We start from the raw sequence: 17,658 nt of genomic DNA on the forward strand, positions 1-17,658 counted from the left end.
GGGCCCGTATGGGGGCACCTCTAGCAGCATGGAGTCAGCGTGAGCAACGTCCCCGCCGGGTGGTACCCGAGCCCCGAAGATTCGAATCAGGTTCGCTACTGGGATGGCGCGCAGTGGACCCAGAGCACGGCGCCTGCCGCCGCTGCGCAGGCCGCTCCTGCACCCGAGGCCGCCCCAGCTTCAGCGTTCTCCACCCCGCCAGCACCCGAGGCGCCTTCCATCCCGCCGCCCCCCGCGGCGCCGGACGCGCCTGTGGCAGAGTCTGGCTCATCGGGCTCGAAGAAGAAGTGGCTCATCGGAGGTGCGATTGCGGCAGGTGTGATTGTCGTCGGATCGGTCGGTGCTGCGATTGGTGGCGGAGATCGCCCCGAACCCGTGGTCGAGGCGAGTGTTGCCCCCGTGGTGGAGACCACCCCGCCTGCCCCCGTGGTGGAGGAAACTCCGACGCCCACTCCTACGCCGGTGGTGGAGGAAGTTGATGCTGTGGCATTCCGTGCACAAGCGGGCTCCCACTTGGATGACATGGTCAAGGACATCGATGACATCGTCGCCACGGTGAACGAGGGGGGATTCTGGCGCCTCATCAGCAACAGCGGCGAGATCGCGTTTAACCAGGGCCAGCTCGAAGCGCTCGACGTTCCTGTCAACATCGCCACGACCTGGCCAGCTTCCTTGGTCGTACTGGAGAGCACGGAAGATGCGTTGACCGATGCGATCTCTACCCAGGATGGTCCCTCGATTCTTTCAGCCGTAGACGTGATGCGTGCTCAGGTCGAGGCGACTCGTAGCGTCGCGAACACCGCTCAATAGGTCATGCCTATGCCCTTCCGGGATAGCTCTAACTTTCTGCAAAAGCGCGACGAAGTGGGAAACCTCGACCCGGCCTGATGTGACCTTCGCAGTCGCAGTCGCAGTCCGAGATCGAGAGTGCTTCCGACTTGCGCTCTGCGGATAGGAACGTGCCAGCCAACAGCGTCCGAGTCGCCTCACGACGCTTTGTCGGGACGACCTCCCGAGCACTTTCCCTACACAGGCTGATAGGCCACCGACTTATCCCCAATCAGCGAAAACTGGCATAAGCCAGCCCCCGCCACGACCTAGCGTGGCGCGAATGAACATCTCTAGGCATATCCGTGTGACGTGGACTCTCCGTGTCGAGATGTCTGTTGCCGGCCGGTCAGACCTCCGCAGAGTCATTGGAGTCCCGCGTGATTCTCCTTCTTATTGGGCGGTGGAGGCTTATCGGCTGAGCCTCGGGATCGAGCCAGAAGGCCCGTGGGATGAAGACGTAGACGAGTCGGTTCCTCTGATCGATCTGGATCCGTGGCGCCGTGAGCCGCAGCGCGTCTCCATCGCGGGCATAGCGGATGCGATTGACGTGGTCGTTACCGGCCCGTTCGAGGCGCGGATGGGCGAGCCGCGCGTCACGATCATCGAAGCCGGAAGCGCGATGGCGAACGACGAGAACGCGTCGCTGGGGTGGCAAGTGCGAAGGCCAACGTATCGAGGCGAGCATGTGGCACTCGAACTTGCTCAGCGCTACGGCCTCGTGCAGCCCCTTTTCGATTCGTCACTTGCAGAAGGGCTCGACACTGGGCTGCAAGCATCTGCACAGCTCGCCTCGCTCTGCGAATCGCTCACTCCTGTGCGCCGGCTCGCGTTTCTCGCGCATATAGAGGCGAGTGGCGTTCTTGACACGGCCACCCCAGACCCTGCGGTGATGGCGTCGGCGACCGCAAGCCTCAGAGAATTCATCGCGCAGCTCGGCACCGATGGCGTTCCGCAAGATGGGATGCAGGGGTGGGTGCCGCGTGCTTTCGCGACGACCGTCGCCGGAACCCTCGGGTGGCCAGCAGTGGCACCGCCCGATCTTCCAGACCCCGCCGACGCGCTGGTGATGCTCGCCAGACGCACCAAGGCGATCCGACGCTTCCGCGGCCGCATCGTGGCAACCAACGTCGGCCGCGCGCTCGCCGCAGGAGAACTCGCCGCGTTTCCGCGAATCGTTGAGGTCGTAAAAGACAACGGCAAGACGGGACTGTTCTCCAGCGGCCATTCACGCAGCATCACGCTCGCGCTGCTCGCTGTTGCCGACGGATCTGCCGCCACCTTCGATCAGATCCCTGAGCTGGTCGCATTAGGAGAAACGGCGGTCGAGGGCTCGCGTCACGAGCCGTGTCGGACGCTGGAGTGGAGCCCCCGATCGATGGGGGATGCGCGCCGAAAATTGAAGCCCGAAGATCGAAGCACCGCGCGGCGTGTGGTGGAAGATCTGTGCGCGGTGTCTTTGCCAGAGAGGTTCGGGGTGATCACCCCGGCGATGCGCGTCATCGCCAGCGCGGCCCTGCGATGAGCGCGGGTGGGAGTTTTGGGCACGTTTGGCCCGAAACTCTCACCCGACACACAGGGCGAACGATATATCGTTAAGTATCGTTCACCACATCAGGAGGTCACTATGAACAACGCATTCCCCTCCAACCCGTTCGGCAACGCCAGCGGAAACGACAACAACGGCGGATTCGGATCCCTGTTTGGCGGCACTGGCTTCAACGCAAGCCCAGGTGGTCCGGCGTCCGCGATCTATGACGCGATGGAACAGCTCCGTAAATCGTTCGAGTCTCGCCCATCCGGCGGCTCGCGCATGGCTCGCGGTGACGTGCGAACAGCGGTTCTCTCCCTGCTCGCCGAGAAGCCGATGCACGGCTACCAGATCATCAGTGAAATCGCCGAGCGCAGTGGCGGCACCTGGAAGCCCAGCGCTGGCTCGGTTTACCCGACTCTGCAGCTGCTCGCCGACGAAGGGCTCATCGAAGCCGAAGAGCAAAACGGCCGCAAGACTTACTCCCTCACCGAAGCGGGCCGGGCTATCGCCGACGAGTACGCCGAAACGCGCGCCCCCTGGGAGTCCGCCCCCGGCAAAGAAGGTCGCCGTGACAACGCGCGCTTCAGTGCACTGCCAAAAGCAGGAGTCGATCTCGCCGCTGCGGCAGCGCAGGTAGGTCGCAGTGGATCAGCGGAGCAGGTACAGCAGACCATCGAGGTGCTCGACGAAGCCCGCCGTAGGCTGTACACGATCCTCGCGCAGGACTGACCGCGCAGTGCGGCACCGAGTGGGGGCCTGCGAGAGGAACACACGATGACCGATGCTGCGGCACAGGGTGCCCACCGCACCAGATACCGCCGTATCTTGTCGTTCGCTGGCCGAGAGCTTTTCAAGATCTGGTGGTTCGAGCTCGTTCTGCCGCGCTTCGGCATGAGCGGTATCGCGGAGCGCACACGTGGAAAGCGGATGCAGAAGTTTGCACGCCGCTTCCACGTGCTCGCGGTCGAGCTTGGCGGGCTCATGATCAAGGTCGGACAGTTCATGTCGTCCCGCCTCGATGTGCTCCCGCCAGAGATCACCAAAGAGCTCGAAGGGCTGCAAGACGAGGTCCCCCCGGTGCCGACTCCGGCGATCCGCGCCCTCGCCGAAGCCGAGTTGGGCGTTTCAATTGAGCAGGCCTACGCATGGTTCGATGACACCCCGCTCGCGGCCGCCTCTCTCGGACAGGTGCACCGCGCTCGGCTCTCCGCGCTCGACGCCGCAGACACAGGGCTCGACGAAGTTGTGGTGAAGGTGCAGCGCCCCGGCATCGACGAGATCGTTGCCGTCGACCTCGCAGCACTCCGGCGGGTGGCCCGCTGGCTGACCCACGTGCGGATCGTCGCCGACCGAGTTGACGCGCCAGCACTCGTGGAAGAGTTCGCCGCAACCAGCCTCGAAGAGATCGACTACCTGCACGAAGCCGCGAGTGCCGAGCGGTTCAGCGAGAACTTCGCAGATGACCCGAGGGTCAGCACTCCAGAGATCGTGTGGGAACGATCGACCAGGCGCGTGCTCACTCTTTCTGATGTCACCGCCATCAAGATCAACGACCTGGAAGGTTTGCGCGCCGCAGGCATCAACCCGTCGGAGGTCGCTGCGGTTTTCGCCGAGGTGATGTTCGACCAGGTCTTCACCCACAGCTTCGTGCATGGCGACCCGCATCCGGGGAACATCTTTGTGACGCCGGTCCCTTCGACAAGCTCAGGGGCCCGAAGTAGGGAGAGCTCAGGGGCCGAGGGTAGGACCGGGGGCGGGCAGGGCTCAGGGGTCGAAGGGGCGGCGTTCCGGCTTACGTTTATCGACTTCGGGATGATGGCGGAGATCCCCGCGAGTCTTCGCGATGGACTCCGCACCCTCCTCATTGCCGTGACCGGGCGCGACAGCCGCGGCCTTGTCGCAGCGGCGAAAGAGATCGGCGTGCTGCTGCCCTCTGCCGATACGGCAGAACTCGAGCGGGCGCTTTCCACGCTGTTCGCGCGCTTCGGTGGAATGGGATTTGCGGAGCTCAGCAAGGTCGATCCTCGGGAGTTCCGCGATTTCGCCGAGGAGTTCGGCGACATGGTGCGCTCACTCCCGCTGCAGCTCCCAGAAAACATGCTGTTGCTGATCCGCGCCGTTTCGCTGACCTCAGGCATGTGTAGTGGGCTCGATTCTGACTTCAATGTGTGGGACGCCGCGGAACCATATGCAATGCGCCTGTTGCGCGATGAGAGCGGCAACATCGTGCAGGCCTTCGCCAGCCAGGCGGTGGGCGGAATGAACACGGCCATGCGGCTACCTGGCCGGATCGACGACATCATCACCCGCATCGACCAGGGCAACATAGCGTTCGACACCACACGTCTCGAACGCCGACTAGAGCGACTCGAGTCAATTGCGCGCCGCATCGCATCAGGGGTGCTTTTCGCCGCCCTGCTCATCGGTGGAGCGCTTCTGGTCCCGCTGGCTCCACCTTTGGGTATCACCCTGGTGTGCGTCTCCGTGATCCCGCTGCTGCACTCACTCTTCGCCCGCCGCGCACGCTAACTGCTCGCGATCGCTTTCCACCCCGGCTGATCACGCATGACAAGATGGGGTCTCATGGAGACTCCCGACGAAAGACCTGCCGATAGTGCTGCAGGCAAAACGCCTCCGCGTAACCGAACGGATGCCGCCACTGGAACGAATCGGCTCCCTGTGAAAGCATCTGAGACCGCTCGAAAGATCGTCCGCGACATCACCGTGAGCCCGCCTCGCAGTTTTCACCCTGCGCTTGTGCCGGGCGTCGGTGTTGAAGAAACGGGACGCACCTACCGCACCGACCCACTGGTTTTTGGCGCCGCCGTCGCCTTTACCCTCGCCTTCATCGGCTGGGGCGTGTTTGCCGGTGACAACCTCGCTGGCACATCAGAAACGGTGCTCAACTGGGTTGTCGAATACTTCGGCTTCTTCTTTACGACAATCTCCACCATCATCCTGGTGTTCATGCTGTTCGTCGGCTTCAGCCGCTTTGGACGCATCCCGCTGGGCCGTGACGACGAAGACCCCGAGTTCTCGATGTTCTCGTGGATCTCGATGCTTTTTGCCGCTGGCATGGGCATCGGCCTGGTGTTCTGGGGAGCCGCAGAGCCGCTCAACTTCTTTGAGAGCCCGCCGCCAGGCACCGTCGAGGCGAACACTCTCGAAGCGATGCAGACCGCCCAGACTCAGGTGCTTTACCACTGGGGCCCGCAGGCATGGGCGTTCTACGCGCTCGTGGGCGCCGCCATCGCGTACGGAGCCTTCCGTCGCGGCCGCACGCCCCTGATCTCCTCGATCTTCGCGCCGTTGCTCGGCGAAGGGCGCACCACCGGCCCCCTCGGCCGCACCATCGACATCTTCTCGATCATCGTCACCCTGTTCGGAACGGCCGCCTCACTCGGCCTCGGTGCGCTTCAGATCGGCCACGGTGTGGAGATCATCAGCGGCGTAGGGCCCCTCGGCAACGGCATCTTGGTTGCCGTCATCGCCGTGCTCACCGCCTGCTTCATCGCCTCGGCGGTCTCTGGAGTGTCGAAGGGCATCCAGGCGCTGTCGAACATCAACGCAGTGGTCGCGCTGTTGCTCGCCTTCTTCGTGTTCTTTGTCGGACCGTCGTTGCTGATCCTCAACATGATCCCGTCTGTGGCTGCACAGTTCATCGGCGATCTGCCTCAGATGATTGGGCGCTCCTCCGCTCAGGGTGATGAGACGCAGGCGTTCCTCTCCGGCTGGACCATCTTCTACTGGGCCTGGTGGATCTCGTGGTCGCCGTTCGTCGGTATGTTCATCGCGAAGATTTCCCGCGGCCGCACACTTCGCCAGTTCGTTGCTGTCGTCATTTTGGTGCCCTCGGTCATCTCGCTCGTATGGTTCTCGATCTTCGGAACCACGGCAATCCAGCAGCAGATGAGCGGTCAGGGGCTCGAAGTCTCGCCGCCAGAATCCGTGCTGTTCGGCGTGCTCGACAACCTGCCGCTCTCGATGGTCACCAGCATTGTGCTGATGATCCTGATCGCCATCTTCTTCGTGACAGGCGCCGACTCGGCGTCGCTCGTCATGGGTACCCTTTCGCAGCAGGGACGACCCGATCCGTCGCGCTGGGTGACGATCACCTGGGGTGTGCTGGTCGGTGGTATCGCAGCCGTGCTGTTGGTCATCGGTGAAGAAGGCAGCGGGTTGCAGTCGCTGCAAAACGTGACCATCATCGCCGCACTACCGTTCGCGATCATCATGGCGTTCATGATGGTGGCGTTCATGAAAGACCTGCAGCGCGACCCGCTGATCTTGCGCGAGCGCTATGCGCGCGCCGCAGTGCGACACAGCGTGATGGCTGGACTCGAGGAATACGGCGACGACTTCGCCCTCGTTCCTGTGGAGTACGACCACTCCGAAGACGACTTCGGATGGATCGATGAGTCCACCGTCGATGACAGCCTTGCCGAGGTCTACGCGACCGCGACTGAGGCGATCGACATCATCCAGCCACCGGATGAAGAGTCTGCCGCAGAGTCAGACTCGCCAGAGAAACCCCGCTCCGAGTAACAAAAAGACGCGGGCCGCGATCACGCGGCCCGCGTCTTTTTTGTGTGATTAGGCGTCGCTCGACGCTTCGGCTTTCTCTGCCTTACCGGCTTCTTCAGCGGCACCGGCTTCTTCTGCGGCACCAGTCAGCCGTGCGGCCATGCCGGCGAAGATCAGCCCGTGGAATGGCAGTACAGCGAGCCAGTACAGGCGTCCGAAGAGTCCGCGCGGGAAGAAGATCGCACGCTGCTCGTAGCGCGCGCCACTCGGGGCATCTTTGTCTGGCAGAGCGCGCAGCTCAAGCCAGGCTTCGCCCGGCACCTTCATCTCGGCGCGAAGGCGGAGGAGCGATCCCTCTTCGGCCGTGTCGACCGCTTCGACGCGCCAGAAGTCGATCGCGTCGCCGACTCTGGCATTTATGCGGCTGCGACGTCCGCGCCGCAATCCGACGCCTCCGACAACCCTGTCCATCCAGCCGCGCACCGCCCACAGCAGCTGTGATGAGTACCAACCGTTCTCCCCGCCGATGCCGAGGATCACGCGCCAGAGTTCTTCCGGTGAGGCTGTTGTGGCAACCGATCGGGAGTCGGTAAAGACGGTGCGGCCGGCCCAATCCGGGTCACTCGGGAGGGGATCGCTGGGAGCACCGGAGACCTCTGAATCCTGCCAGCTCGTCTCAATCGAATCGGCGTTGACGCGGCCGAGTGCCTGGGCCACGGCGCTCCGGTAGGGGGTGAGTCCCTCCGCCGGGCGCGGAATCAGATCGTCGACATCACGATTCTTCATGATGCACTCGTTCTGCAGCGAGGCCACGAGCGGTCGCGCAATAGATCGCGGCACGGGTGTCACCAGATTGACCCAGTGCGAGGCAAGACCGGGAGTGAACACCGGAAGAGCAGCGATCGCTCGCTGGCGAAGACCGGCCTCCACTGCATAGCCGTTCATCATCTGGCCGTATCGCAAAACGTCGGGCCCACCAATGTCGACGGCCCTGTTCACGTCTGCCTCGATGTGGGCTGCCCCCATTAGATAGTGCAGAACATCGCGCACAGCGATCGGTTGAATGCGGTTGCGCACCCACTTCGGCGCAGGCATATAGGGCAACACATCGGTCAGGTGTCGAATCATCTCGAACGACGCTGATCCAGACCCAATCACGACTCCCGCCTGCAACACGATCGCCGGTACCTCAGAACTGAGGAAAATCTCTCCGACATGAACGCGAGAACGCAGGTGAGGGGACAGCTCAACATCCTCTGGATGCAGGCCACCGAGGTACACGATCCGTCCAACGCCCGCTGCTGCGGCAGCTTCCGCCACGGTAGTCGCCGCGCGCTCGTCGCTCTCTTCGAAGCCTTTGCCTGCCGACATCGAGTGGATCAGGTAGTAGACGACATCGACGTCTTCCATCGCCTTGGCGACAGCTTCTTTGTCGTCGGCCGATCCCTCGACAATCTCGCACTCGTCACCCCACGGGAACGAGGCGGCGCGGGCGGCATCACGAGCCAGGGCGCGCACGCGATAGCCCGCGTTCACGAGCCGCGGCGTCAGGCGCCCGCCAATGTAACCGGTCGCCCCGAGCACCAGCGCGCGAGGCGCACTTCCATCTTCGCGGGGCACGGCACGCAGTGCTTCTTCACGGCCGGTGGGCTGGGTGAGCTCTGTCATGGTGTGAGCGTATGCCGACCGTGCGACATCGCAAACGGGGTTGCGCGCACCCGCGTCGTTCACTACGGCATGCGGTCGCATTCCTCCCGCACTTGTCGGGAGTTTGAACGGATGACGGGGCAAAAGCCGTGCATGCTCCCTGCATCCGTCCAATCTCCCGACAAGTGGACCGAGAACCCGGGATCTCGGTCGGGGGCCTGGGATCCGGGATCCGGAGACTTAGGGGGCGGTGTAGCCGCCGTCGACCAGGTGATAGCTGCCCGTGACGAAGCTCGCGGCGTCGCTGGCGAGGAAGGCGATGAGGTTCGCGACCTCGTCTGCCTGGCCGAGGCGGCCGATCGGGTGTTTGCTCACGAGGAACTCGCGCGCGGCGTCATCCATGCTTGCAAGCAACGGAGTGTCGATGAAACCGGGACCTACGGAGTTCACGCGCACGCCCTGAGCGGAGTATTCGAGGGCCGCCGACTTGGTCATGCCGACGACACCGTGTTTAGCGGCGACATATGCGGGAGAGCCAGCGAAGCCGACACTGCCGAGGATCGACGCGACGTTCACGACCGAGCCGCCGCCGTTCGCGAGGATCGAGGGGATCTGCGCCTTCATGTTGCGGAAGACGGCGTTGAGGTTGATCGCGATGACCTTGTCCCACTCGTCGTCTTCGTACTCGGCAGATGGGGCGCTGGCGCCGCCGATTCCTGCGTTGTTGACCCCGATGCGCAACGGCGCGAGGGAGTTGGCGAGTTCGATCGACGATGCGACCCAGTCGGCGTTGGTCGCGTCGCCGACGGAGGCTTCGGCGACGCCGCCTGCTTCGCGGATCTCTTCTACGACCGCTTGTGCGTGCTCTGCATTGAGGTCGTTCACGACTACAGAGGCGCCGTTCTTTGCCAGGAGGAGAGCGGTGGAGCGACCGATTCCGCTTCCTGCTCCTGTCACGATGGCCGAGCGGTTCGAGACGTCGTACTGAGCCAAGAGAGACTCCTTTTCCGGGCGGGCACTGTGCCGGGATATCTTCACGGACGGTCCGTCCTTCTCTTCCACCATATGCCCATACGGCTAGGTGCGTATCGACTAAAGGCCCCCATTGACACTCCTTACGCCCACGCGTAACGTACAACCAAATGGTTATACAAAACGCACTGAGTGACGCGGAGGTCGACCGCGTCTTTCACGCACTGGCGACGTCGACGAGGCGCGACATTCTGCGCCGCACCATCGAGCGTGAGCAGTCTGTGTCTGCCCTAGCCGCCGAGTACGAGATGTCATTTGCCGCAGTGCAGAAGCATGTCGCAGTGCTGGAAGCCGCCAGCCTCATCGTCAAACGTGCAGACGGACGCGAGCGACTCGTGCGAGCGAATCCCGAGATGATCACCCGCGCTAGGGTGCTGCTTGGTCGATACGAAGAGCTCTGGCGGTCGCGCATCGCCCGGCTAGATGATCTGTTGGGTGACCCTTCGACAAGCTCAGGGACCGAGGTGCGCTCAGGGACCGAGGTGCGCTCAGGGACCGAGGTGCGCTCAGGGGCCGAGGTGCGCTCAGGGACCGAGGCGCGCTCAGGGACCGCAAGCGCGGGCCCAAGGGGCCAGGACGATAAGAACACGAAACAAGGAGAATGACATGCCTGTCACCGAAGTCGTCACCGACGCCGAGAACCTCACCATGACGGTCATCGCTGACCTTGCTGCACCGATCGAGCGCGTGTGGAGCGCTTACACCGATCCGGAGCAGTTGAACAGGTTTTGGGGCCCTCCAGGATGGCCGGCCACTTTCACGACCTGGGATCCCACGGTAGGTGGGCGCGCGGTGTATTCGATGCACGGACCGCGTGGCGAGAAGTCGTCTGGGGCCTGGGAGTTCCTCGCTATCGAGGCGCCGCACCGTTTCGACGTCATCGACGCTTTCGTCGATGACGACGGCAATCCGCTCGAGGGGTTCCCCGCCATGCGGATGACGTTCACCTTCGAGTCCACTCCTGAGGGCACCAGGATGATCAACACCAGCTACTTTGATTCCCTCGAAGCCTTGGAACAGCTCGTGTCGATGGGTGCTATCGAGGGCACGAAGATGGCGATGGCGCAGCTCGATGCCGTGTTGCAAGACCTCCGCGACTACGCGCAGGGAAAGGGCACGCGCGTAGAACTGCTCGACGATACTCATGTGCGCATCACGCGTCTGGTTGAGGGGCCGCGCGAGCTTGTGTGGCGGGCGCACTTCGCACCAGAACTCATCCGCAAATGGATGCTCGGGCCAGACGGCTGGGAGATGACGGAGTGCGTCCCGGCGACCGAGGTGGGTCAGTCGTTCCGCAACTCCTGGGCACCCGTCGGCGAGACCGAAGGGGAGGCGTTCGGATTTGAGGGAGAGGCGCTCCTCATCGATGCTCCGCGCCGCGCGGTGACGACAGAGCGAATGCAGGGCATGCCTACCGAGACGCTCAACGATCTGAACCTCTATGAAGAAGACGGCGCGACCCTCGTGACGGTGCTGATCGAGTATCCAGACAAGGAAACGCGCGACATGATCCTCTCGACCGGCATGGCAGACGGCATGGAATCGTCGTTCGCCCGCTTGGAGCGAGAAGTTCTTGACCGCTGACCGTTCATAACTCAGGAAGAACAGCCCAGATCCACCGGATCCGGGCTGTTTGGCCGCCTCCGGCCGGGTTGTTCCTGAGTTATGTCTGCCCGATCCCGCCGACGATACGTGGCACAAGCCGAATGGTCGGATAAAGTGGCGTCACAATGAGGATCACCCGCCGCTCTCTGCTCCTCGGCGCCGGCGCCGGCGTCGCTTCGGTGCTTCTCGCGTCGTGCACACCGGAACCCGCCCCGACACCGACGCCCACTCGCACTCGCGAACCAGAGGTTCCCCCCGGCGTGCCCGCACCTGCCGGCAGCATCCGCAGTACCTGGACGACCGATCCGTTCTCGCTCGGCGGGGCCAGTTTTACCCCGGTCGGCGTGCTCGCTGGCACCCGTCTGGCGCTCAGCAAGCCCGTCGACGGGCGGATCTTTTTTGCCGGTGAGGCGACGAATGAAGACGCACCGGGGACCGTGCGCGGAGCAATCAGCTCCGGCACTCGCGCTGCTGTCGAACTCATGATTCCGGGTCAACCGGACGAGCGGGTCGCCGTTGTGGGCGCCGGTCTTGCGGGCGCTACCGCCGCGGCAATGCTCGCCGATCACGGAATGCAGGTCACCGTCTTTGAGGCGAGAGATCGCGTCGGCGGACGCGTGGCTTCGCGCGTCGACGACGCATGGCCGGTGCCGGTGCAACTTGGCGCGTGGCTCTTCGGAGAAGACGATGCCGAGGTGCTCGAACGGCTCGACGAGGGCGAAGTGGGCATCGTCGATCTGGCTGGCGGCCTTTGGCGCACACCAGAAGGCGACATCGAGCCCGTCGATTCGCAACCGTTCTCGGCGGCGATCGCGACAGCGCAGGCCGCACCAGAAGACACATCGGTTGCCGACGCTCTTACCGCAGCCGGTGTCGATATCGCCGACCCATCCACGGCCGCGCTCCTGGGCATCCTCGCCACTCAAACCGGCGCTGGATCGGATAAACTCTCTAGCTGGTTCGCACCGGCGCTGCCTTCCGGCGAGCCCAAAGCAGCACGCGACAGCCTTACGCCTTTCATCGAGCAGGCGCTCGACGGGGTGCAGGTTGGCCTCAACTCTCCCGTCTCACTAATCGCCTACGACGACAGTGGAGTCAGCGTGCGCCTCGGCACGGGGGAAGCTCTGTCGTTCGATCGAGTGATCGTCACCGTGCCGCTCGGGGTGCTTCAGGATCGCAGTATCGAGTTTGACCCGCCGCTCCCGTTCTCCAACCGCGGCGCAATCTCTGCGCTGGGCATGGGGGCAATCGAAACGGTCTGGCTGCGCTGGGATGAGCCGTTCTGGGAGAACGAAGAGGCGATCTGGCACGCCGTGGGCGCCGATGTTCTGATCCCGACGTGGATCAACCTTCGCCCGGCAACCGGAGAAAACGTGCTCGTCGGGATCGTCGGCGGCCCCGCCGCAGCCGATTTCGCCGCGCTCGATGAGGATGCCGCTCTCGACGCCGCCCTCGCTTCGCTCGCGCTCTACGTCTGACCGACCCGTTCGCGCACCGGTTCTGGTGCTGCCTCCGATGCTTCTTCAACCGGGGGCTGTCGAAGCATCGGCGGTAGCGGCATCCGGCTGATGAGCACCAGCATCGTCGCAACGATGGCGAAAGTTCCGAGGGCGATCGCCGACGAAACGACGAACTCCGAAGGTCCGCTGACCTGACGAGGATCGAGGAAGTAGTAGGGGTACCACCCGATTATCGGCCCACGAATCAGCGTCGCGATGCCCCACAGCACAGGGTAGATGAGCGACGCCGGAATCACCCTCCACGGCACCGACCGGTGGCCAGGGGCAAGAGCCCAGGCGGCGACAGTGCACGCGGGCAACCAGAAATGCAACACCTGATCAGACCACGGCACGTCGATGCGGATGCCGCGGATACCTGCCTGCCACACCAAAATCGCGAACACGATTCCGGCCGTAATCGTCCAGGTCAGCACCAGCGCGAGCGCGACAGTGAGCCACCGAGGGTCTTGCGCAGTGCGCAGCGCCAGGATCCCCGCAATCGTGAGGAGCACGACAAACGCAATGTTCGACTGATTGGTCAGGTAGGCAAAGAAGTTTTGGCTGGCGATCGTGTTCGAAGCCAAGCCCCAGGCAAGTCGATGGATGAGCGCCACCAGACAGATCGCCGCAGCGCTAAGGCGGAGCACGCCAAACACGGTGCGGGCCTTCACCGCCGTGTCACCGCCCATTCCCTCACTCGCTGATTCTACGGAGCAGGCGCTATATATCGCCTCAGATCAGGCGGCGAAGTGCGTCTTCCAGTGAAATTCCTTGCGCTTGGGCGCGGCCGCGCAATCGTGCGTGCTCATCTGCGGTGAGAGCGAGACGGAGCTCGATCGGGTCGTCGTCCTGGGTGTCCAGACCGTCGAGAAGATCGGAGGCTTCAGCCCACAGCGGTTCGGCAACGGGCGCAACAGGCGCAGCGGGTTCAACGGGTGCCGGAGCCGCGGCCGAAGTGCCGAGCGTGAACCCAGGGCCGCGGTTCGGTTCCTGCTTCTGCTGGTATGCCTTTGCCGCCCCGTTTGCGCGCTCGTCTGCCGCCTCATTCAAGGGGTGCCCCGCGTGGCCTTTCACCCAGGTGAACTCGACATCACGACCACGGATCGCCTCGTCGATGCCCTCCAGCAGATCCCGATTGAGCACGGGTCCGCCATCAGACTTGCGCCAGCCTTTGCGCTTCCAGCCGGGCATCCACTTGGTCACCGAATCGATCACGTACCGGCTGTCACACTCGATCATCAGCTTCTCGTCGATGCCGGCTGTGGCGACCAGCAACTCAAGCACAGCGCGCAGTTCACCCTGGTTGTTGGTGCCGTGCGGAGATCCACCTGCTGCCCAGTTCGCGTCGTCGATGTACCAAGCCCAGCCGTTTGGTCCGGGGTTGCCCAGGGCGGAGCCGTCTGCGGCGGCGGTGATCGTCATCCCTCAACCGTAGCCGCGCGCGGGCGGCTCGCTGATCCGCGTGCATTCGCATCGTTCAGGCACGCGGCCTACTGTGGGTAGATGCCTGGCTTCGAATGGGAATCCTGGGTCGGCACATCTGTCGCCCTCACCGTCGCGCTCGTGGTCGTCGCCGCTGTGCTTGCGCTGCTTGCACTCGTTGCAGCTCTCGTGCGCGGTCGTGCGGTGTGGGTGCGCGACTTCGCCCGCCGCGTCAGAAACGCGGTGGTGGTAACCGCGTTGGTGGTTGCTGTGTGGGTCTCGTTCTCGGTGAGCGAGCCCGCGACGCAGGAATGGTGGCCGGCGATTGCCCGGCTCTTCCTTATCGCCACCATCGGTACCGGTTCGTGGTTGCTCGCCGCTTCGGTGTCGTTCGGGTTCGAGCGCCTCATGGCCCGAGAAGAAGAGTTGCTGGTGGGCCCGGAAGCGCGACGTCGGCGCACTCAGCTGCTCGTCTTGCACCGCCTCGTTCTGGCGACGATTGCCGTACTCGCGCTCGGTGCTGTGCTGTTCACCTTCCCCCAGATGCGCGCAGTGGGCACCAGCATTCTGGCGTCAGCCGGTATTGCCAGCATCATCGCCGGTCTCGCCGCACAGTCCATCCTCGGCAACCTCATTGCAGGTGTGCAGGTGGCATTCACTGACGCGATCCGGGTGGGCGATGTCGTGGTGGTCGAAGGCGAATGGGGCCGGATCGGAGAGATCAATCTCTCCTACGTCGTCGTGTACATCTGGGATGAGCGGCGGCTCGTCGTCCCGTGCAGCTACTTCACGACGAATCCGATCGAAACATGGACGCGAACCTCGGACAAGATCCTCGGGACGGTCTACTTCGATCTCGATTGGCGCGTGCCGATGGACGAGCTGCGCACGGAGTTCGAGCGCATCGTGACATCGTCGTCCTCCTGGGACGGTCGGTCTTTGAGTGCGCTGGTCACCGACGCGCAGGGCGGGTTCGTTACGGTGCGCCTTGTCATGTCGGCGAAAGACTCCGACGACCAGTGGAATATCCGCTGTGAGGTGCGCGAAAAGATGATGGCGTGGTTGCAACGTGAGCACCCGGAGGCACTTCCGCGCACGCGCGTGGATGTTGTTGACGGACCGAGCGACAAGGACTGATCAACCTCGGCTGATCGGCATCATTCGTCTGGATCATCCTCTGGTGCGGGAGCCGTCGTTTCCTCGCTGAGAAGCGGGGTGGCGGGGAGGGCAACCGAGCTCACCGCAGCCCCCAGACCGATAGCCATCGGATCGACAGGCGGTGGCGCGTCAAGCACGTCCGCGCCTTCGCGCTCGAGCGGTTCGGATGGAAGACCCGCCCACTGATTCTCTTCATCTTCGGGGCGGTGCTGGAACAGTCCCATGGCCCTATTCTCGCCTCATTTTTCGCGTCGCGCCGCATCCCGCACGGCATCGACTAATGCGAGCCATGGTCCATCGATCTGCGAATCGTTCAGTTCGCGTTCTCGGCGTTCGGAGGGGGTGCGGGCCTCGATGCTCCAGACAAACCGGTCGGCTCCCTCGTCGGTGTCTGTAGTCTGATCCCAGGGGCAACGGTCGATCAGGTCTATCCACGCTCCGGCGGTCTGCGGGTCGGCCTCGACCTGCCAGTGTCTGCGCATGCCCGCGATGCCCCCAGAGCGCACCACAGCGATCACGACCTGCGCGTTGGTGTGCGCGTTGGCCTGCGGGGATGACTCGCTCATCTTCATAGACTCGCATGGCTGCGCGGTGGCGTCGAGCGGATCCGGCTGGTCATCGGAGCATTGACACGAGTAGTCGACCGGCCTCTTCCCTGGATAAGTCTGCGAACAATGGCAACGCGAGAACGTACCGCCCAAACAGAAACCCGATGGTCGCCGTCGCAATGCGGCGCGCGTGCTCCTGGCCGAAGTCTTCGACCAGTGGGGCAAAGACGGCGTTGTGAATGTAGTCAGCTATCGAAAGCGCGGAGCTGTCGTCGCTTGCCAGGCGTCGTGCGAAGGCGACGAGTTGCGCGCCGTGTTCCTGGTGCTCCCAGATCGCGAGTATGCCGTGAGCGAGGCGGGGGAGATCGATGCGCTGGTTGTCATCGCGTGACAGTGCGATGACGTCATGAGGAGCTGCGCGCAGCGCGACGGCGGCCGCGACAAGCCCGTCGCGCGATCCGAAGTGATAATTGACCAGCGTGTGACTGACGCCGATCTCGCTTGCCAGTTCCCTCGACGATATTGTGCCGAGGTCTCCGGCAAAAAAGTGCTGTTCCGCGGCAGAGAGAAGTTGCTGCCGTGTGTGGGAAATGCCTCGAGGGCGTCCGCGTGTTTTATTGACCACACTGGCAGGATCCCATGCCGCACGGAACTCTAGAGCCATGGACACACAAGGCGAAGTTGATTGCGCGATCGTCGGCGGCGGACCTGCCGGGCTCATGCTCGGGCTGCTGCTGGCGCGGCAAGGGCTCACCGTCACCGTGGTGGAAAAGCATGCCGACTTCCTTCGTGACTTCCGGGGCGACACGATTCACCCGTCTACGCAGCAGCTTCTGCAGGAACTCGGGATGCTCGATGCATTTCTTGAGCGGCCTCATGCCGACATGTCACGCGTCACCGTGAGCTGGCAGGGAGCGGAGTTCACTCTCGCTGACTTTTCGAAGCTGCCCACCACCCGCAAAGTGATGTCGTTCATGCCGCAGTGGGACTTTCTTGACCTGGTGGCAGAGACGGCCACACAGTACGACGGGTTTCAGTTGCTGCGGTCGACCGCGATCACTGGCTTGATTCGAGAAGAGGGGCGCGTCGTGGGTGTGGCGGGCGAGGGGAGCGAGGGGAGCGAGGGGAGCGTCCGAATCCGCGCGCGTTTGGTGGTCGATGCGTCGGGTCGTGACTCGGTGGTCCGCGGCCTGGCGGGGTTGAACCCCGTGGGGCGCGCTTCTTCGATGGACGTGCTCTGGTTTCGTTTGCCCAAGCACGAGGGCGAAACGTACCCGTTTATTCAGGCCGGTGCGGGGATGATCATCACGATCGATCGAGGTGACTTTTTCCAGATCGCCCACGTGATTCCGGCCGGAACGTGGTCTGGCACTCCGAGCGATGTGGCGCAGATGAATCAGCGTCTTGTGCAAATCTCGCCGCGCCTAGGGAGGGCCGCCGTCGGGCTCAAGCCAGACGGCGTGCACCTGTTGAGAGTGCGGCTCGAGCGTCTTCGTCGATGGGATGCCGATGGTCTGCTGTGCATTGGTGACTCCGCGCATGCGATGTCACCGGCCGGGGGAGTCGGCATCAACCTGGCGATCCAAGATGCGGTGGCGACGGCGCGCATCCTGGGGCCGGTGCTTCAGCGGGGCGTGCCGCGCACGAGCGAAATTCGCCGGGTGCAACGTCGGAGAAACTTCCCTGTGCGCGTGACGCAGACTGTGCAGCGTCTTCTTCAGGGTCCATTGCTTTCGACGACAGTGGCAGGCTCCGCCATGCCTCGTCCATTGCGAATGCTACGTGATCACCCGAGGTTGACGAGCGTCACGGGGCGTTTCGTTGGACGGGGAGTGCGACCCGAACACCTGAGCTGAGAGTC

Annotated in this window: 16 protein-coding genes and 1 pseudogene; 10 read left to right on the forward strand and 7 right to left on the reverse strand. The window is 63.6% G+C overall.

The features are described 5' to 3' along the window. Positions 1-39 precede the first annotated feature (39 nt). The 5 genes from AB0O87_RS04005 (at position 40) to AB0O87_RS04025 (ending at position 6,907) form a co-directional block, all read left to right on the forward strand. A complete protein-coding gene (locus tag AB0O87_RS04005) occupies positions 40-810 on the forward strand; it encodes a DUF2510 domain-containing protein (protein WP_363511948.1) in 771 nt (256 codons plus the stop codon). A gap of 325 nt (positions 811-1,135) precedes the next feature. Further along, complete coding sequence (locus tag AB0O87_RS04010) at positions 1,136-2,353, forward strand: hypothetical protein (RefSeq protein ID WP_363511949.1); 1,218 nt, start codon at positions 1,136-1,138, stop codon at positions 2,351-2,353. A 102-nt stretch (positions 2,354-2,455) separates the two neighbouring features. After that, positions 2,456-3,091 (forward strand): PadR family transcriptional regulator, encoded by a 636-nt coding sequence (locus AB0O87_RS04015; protein ID WP_363511951.1) that lies wholly within the window; start codon positions 2,456-2,458, stop codon positions 3,089-3,091. A gap of 45 nt (positions 3,092-3,136) precedes the next feature. Beyond that, on the forward strand, positions 3,137-4,891 hold the full coding sequence (locus tag AB0O87_RS04020; RefSeq protein WP_363511953.1) for an AarF/UbiB family protein: 1,755 nt from the start codon (positions 3,137-3,139) through the stop codon (positions 4,889-4,891). Between the two features lie 150 nt (positions 4,892-5,041). Continuing rightward, on the forward strand, positions 5,042-6,907 hold the full coding sequence (locus AB0O87_RS04025; protein ID WP_363511955.1) for a BCCT family transporter: 1,866 nt from the start codon (positions 5,042-5,044) through the stop codon (positions 6,905-6,907). A gap of 48 nt (positions 6,908-6,955) precedes the next feature. On the opposite strand, the gene AB0O87_RS04030 is transcribed toward AB0O87_RS04025, so the two are convergent. Both AB0O87_RS04030 and AB0O87_RS04035 read right to left on the reverse strand, forming a co-directional pair. Then, positions 6,956-8,554 (reverse strand): SDR family oxidoreductase, encoded by a 1,599-nt coding sequence (locus tag AB0O87_RS04030; RefSeq protein WP_363511957.1) that lies wholly within the window; start codon positions 8,552-8,554, stop codon positions 6,956-6,958. Between the two features lie 219 nt (positions 8,555-8,773). Then, positions 8,774-9,526, reverse strand: a complete 753-nt coding sequence (locus AB0O87_RS04035; RefSeq protein ID WP_363511959.1) for an SDR family NAD(P)-dependent oxidoreductase — start codon at positions 9,524-9,526, stop codon at positions 8,774-8,776. Positions 9,527-9,675: 149 nt separating this feature from the next. Between AB0O87_RS04035 and AB0O87_RS04040 the strand changes: the two are divergent. From AB0O87_RS04040 to AB0O87_RS04050, 3 genes and pseudogenes are all read left to right on the forward strand, one after another. Beyond that, positions 9,676-10,008: pseudogene (locus AB0O87_RS04040) on the forward strand (helix-turn-helix domain-containing protein); the annotation flags it as partial. Positions 10,009-10,171: 163 nt separating this feature from the next. Then, positions 10,172-11,149, forward strand: a complete 978-nt coding sequence (locus AB0O87_RS04045) for an SRPBCC family protein (protein ID WP_363511961.1) — start codon at positions 10,172-10,174, stop codon at positions 11,147-11,149. Positions 11,150-11,295: 146 nt separating this feature from the next. Next, a complete protein-coding gene (locus tag AB0O87_RS04050; RefSeq protein WP_363511963.1) occupies positions 11,296-12,648 on the forward strand; it encodes an FAD-dependent oxidoreductase in 1,353 nt (450 codons plus the stop codon). Here the strand turns inward: AB0O87_RS04050 and AB0O87_RS04055 are convergent. Further along, positions 12,639-13,358: a Pr6Pr family membrane protein gene (locus AB0O87_RS04055; protein ID WP_363511965.1), complete on the reverse strand. Its 720-nt coding sequence runs from the start codon at positions 13,356-13,358 to the stop codon at positions 12,639-12,641. The genes AB0O87_RS04050 and AB0O87_RS04055 overlap by 10 nt on opposite strands. 43 nt (positions 13,359-13,401) lie before the next feature. Continuing rightward, positions 13,402-14,091, reverse strand: coding sequence for a ribonuclease H (locus AB0O87_RS04060; RefSeq protein WP_363511967.1), 690 nt, complete (start codon positions 14,089-14,091; stop codon positions 13,402-13,404). A gap of 81 nt (positions 14,092-14,172) precedes the next feature. On the opposite strand from AB0O87_RS04060, the gene AB0O87_RS04065 reads away from it, so the two are divergent. After that, positions 14,173-15,228, forward strand: a complete 1,056-nt coding sequence (locus AB0O87_RS04065) for a mechanosensitive ion channel family protein (RefSeq protein ID WP_363511969.1) — start codon at positions 14,173-14,175, stop codon at positions 15,226-15,228. Positions 15,229-15,248: 20 nt separating this feature from the next. Here the strand turns inward: AB0O87_RS04065 and AB0O87_RS04070 are convergent, their stop codons facing one another. Genes AB0O87_RS04070 through AB0O87_RS04080 form a run of 3 tightly spaced genes read right to left on the reverse strand, consistent with a single transcriptional unit; the run spans position 15,249 to position 16,461 of the window. Further along, complete coding sequence (locus AB0O87_RS04070; protein ID WP_363511971.1) at positions 15,249-15,473, reverse strand: hypothetical protein; 225 nt, start codon at positions 15,471-15,473, stop codon at positions 15,249-15,251. A 15-nt stretch (positions 15,474-15,488) separates the two neighbouring features. Continuing rightward, entirely contained in the window at positions 15,489-15,815 is a 327-nt protein-coding gene (locus AB0O87_RS04075; RefSeq protein WP_363511973.1) for a protealysin inhibitor emfourin, read from the reverse strand. 49 nt (positions 15,816-15,864) lie between these two features. After that, positions 15,865-16,461, reverse strand: coding sequence for a TetR family transcriptional regulator (locus AB0O87_RS04080; RefSeq protein ID WP_363511975.1), 597 nt, complete (start codon positions 16,459-16,461; stop codon positions 15,865-15,867). Between AB0O87_RS04080 and AB0O87_RS04085 the strand changes: the two genes are divergently transcribed. Further along, positions 16,460-17,653, forward strand: a complete 1,194-nt coding sequence (locus tag AB0O87_RS04085; protein ID WP_363511977.1) for an FAD-dependent oxidoreductase — start codon at positions 16,460-16,462, stop codon at positions 17,651-17,653. The two genes, AB0O87_RS04080 and AB0O87_RS04085, sit on opposite strands and share 2 nt — an antisense overlap. Positions 17,654-17,658 lie beyond the last annotated feature (5 nt).

The sequence above is a fragment of the Microbacterium sp. NPDC076768 genome, from assembly GCF_040687205.1.
Taxonomy (GTDB): Bacteria; Actinomycetota; Actinomycetes; order Actinomycetales; family Microbacteriaceae; genus Microbacterium.

Bases quoted from the DNA above. Each gene is read 5' to 3' on its own strand.
- AB0O87_RS04015 (WP_363511951.1), top strand. From the start codon at position 2,456: ATGAACAACGCATTCCCCTCCAACCCGTTCGGCAACGCCAGCGGAAAC.
- AB0O87_RS04020 (WP_363511953.1), top strand. From the start codon at position 3,137: ATGACCGATGCTGCGGCACAGGGTGCCCACCGCACCAGATACCGCCGT.
- AB0O87_RS04030 (WP_363511957.1), bottom strand. From the start codon at position 8,554: ATGACAGAGCTCACCCAGCCCACCGGCCGTGAAGAAGCACTGCGTGCC.
- AB0O87_RS04045 (WP_363511961.1), top strand. From the start codon at position 10,172: ATGCCTGTCACCGAAGTCGTCACCGACGCCGAGAACCTCACCATGACG.
- AB0O87_RS04050 (WP_363511963.1), top strand. From the start codon at position 11,296: ATGAGGATCACCCGCCGCTCTCTGCTCCTCGGCGCCGGCGCCGGCGTC.
- AB0O87_RS04055 (WP_363511965.1), bottom strand. From the start codon at position 13,358: ATGGGCGGTGACACGGCGGTGAAGGCCCGCACCGTGTTTGGCGTGCTC.
- AB0O87_RS04060 (WP_363511967.1), bottom strand. From the start codon at position 14,091: ATGACGATCACCGCCGCCGCAGACGGCTCCGCCCTGGGCAACCCCGGA.
- AB0O87_RS04065 (WP_363511969.1), top strand. From the start codon at position 14,173: ATGCCTGGCTTCGAATGGGAATCCTGGGTCGGCACATCTGTCGCCCTC.
- AB0O87_RS04070 (WP_363511971.1), bottom strand. From the start codon at position 15,473: ATGGGACTGTTCCAGCACCGCCCCGAAGATGAAGAGAATCAGTGGGCG.
- AB0O87_RS04075 (WP_363511973.1), bottom strand. From the start codon at position 15,815: ATGAGCGAGTCATCCCCGCAGGCCAACGCGCACACCAACGCGCAGGTC.
- AB0O87_RS04085 (WP_363511977.1), top strand. From the start codon at position 16,460: ATGGACACACAAGGCGAAGTTGATTGCGCGATCGTCGGCGGCGGACCT.
- AB0O87_RS04080 (WP_363511975.1), bottom strand. From the start codon at position 16,461: ATGGCTCTAGAGTTCCGTGCGGCATGGGATCCTGCCAGTGTGGTCAAT.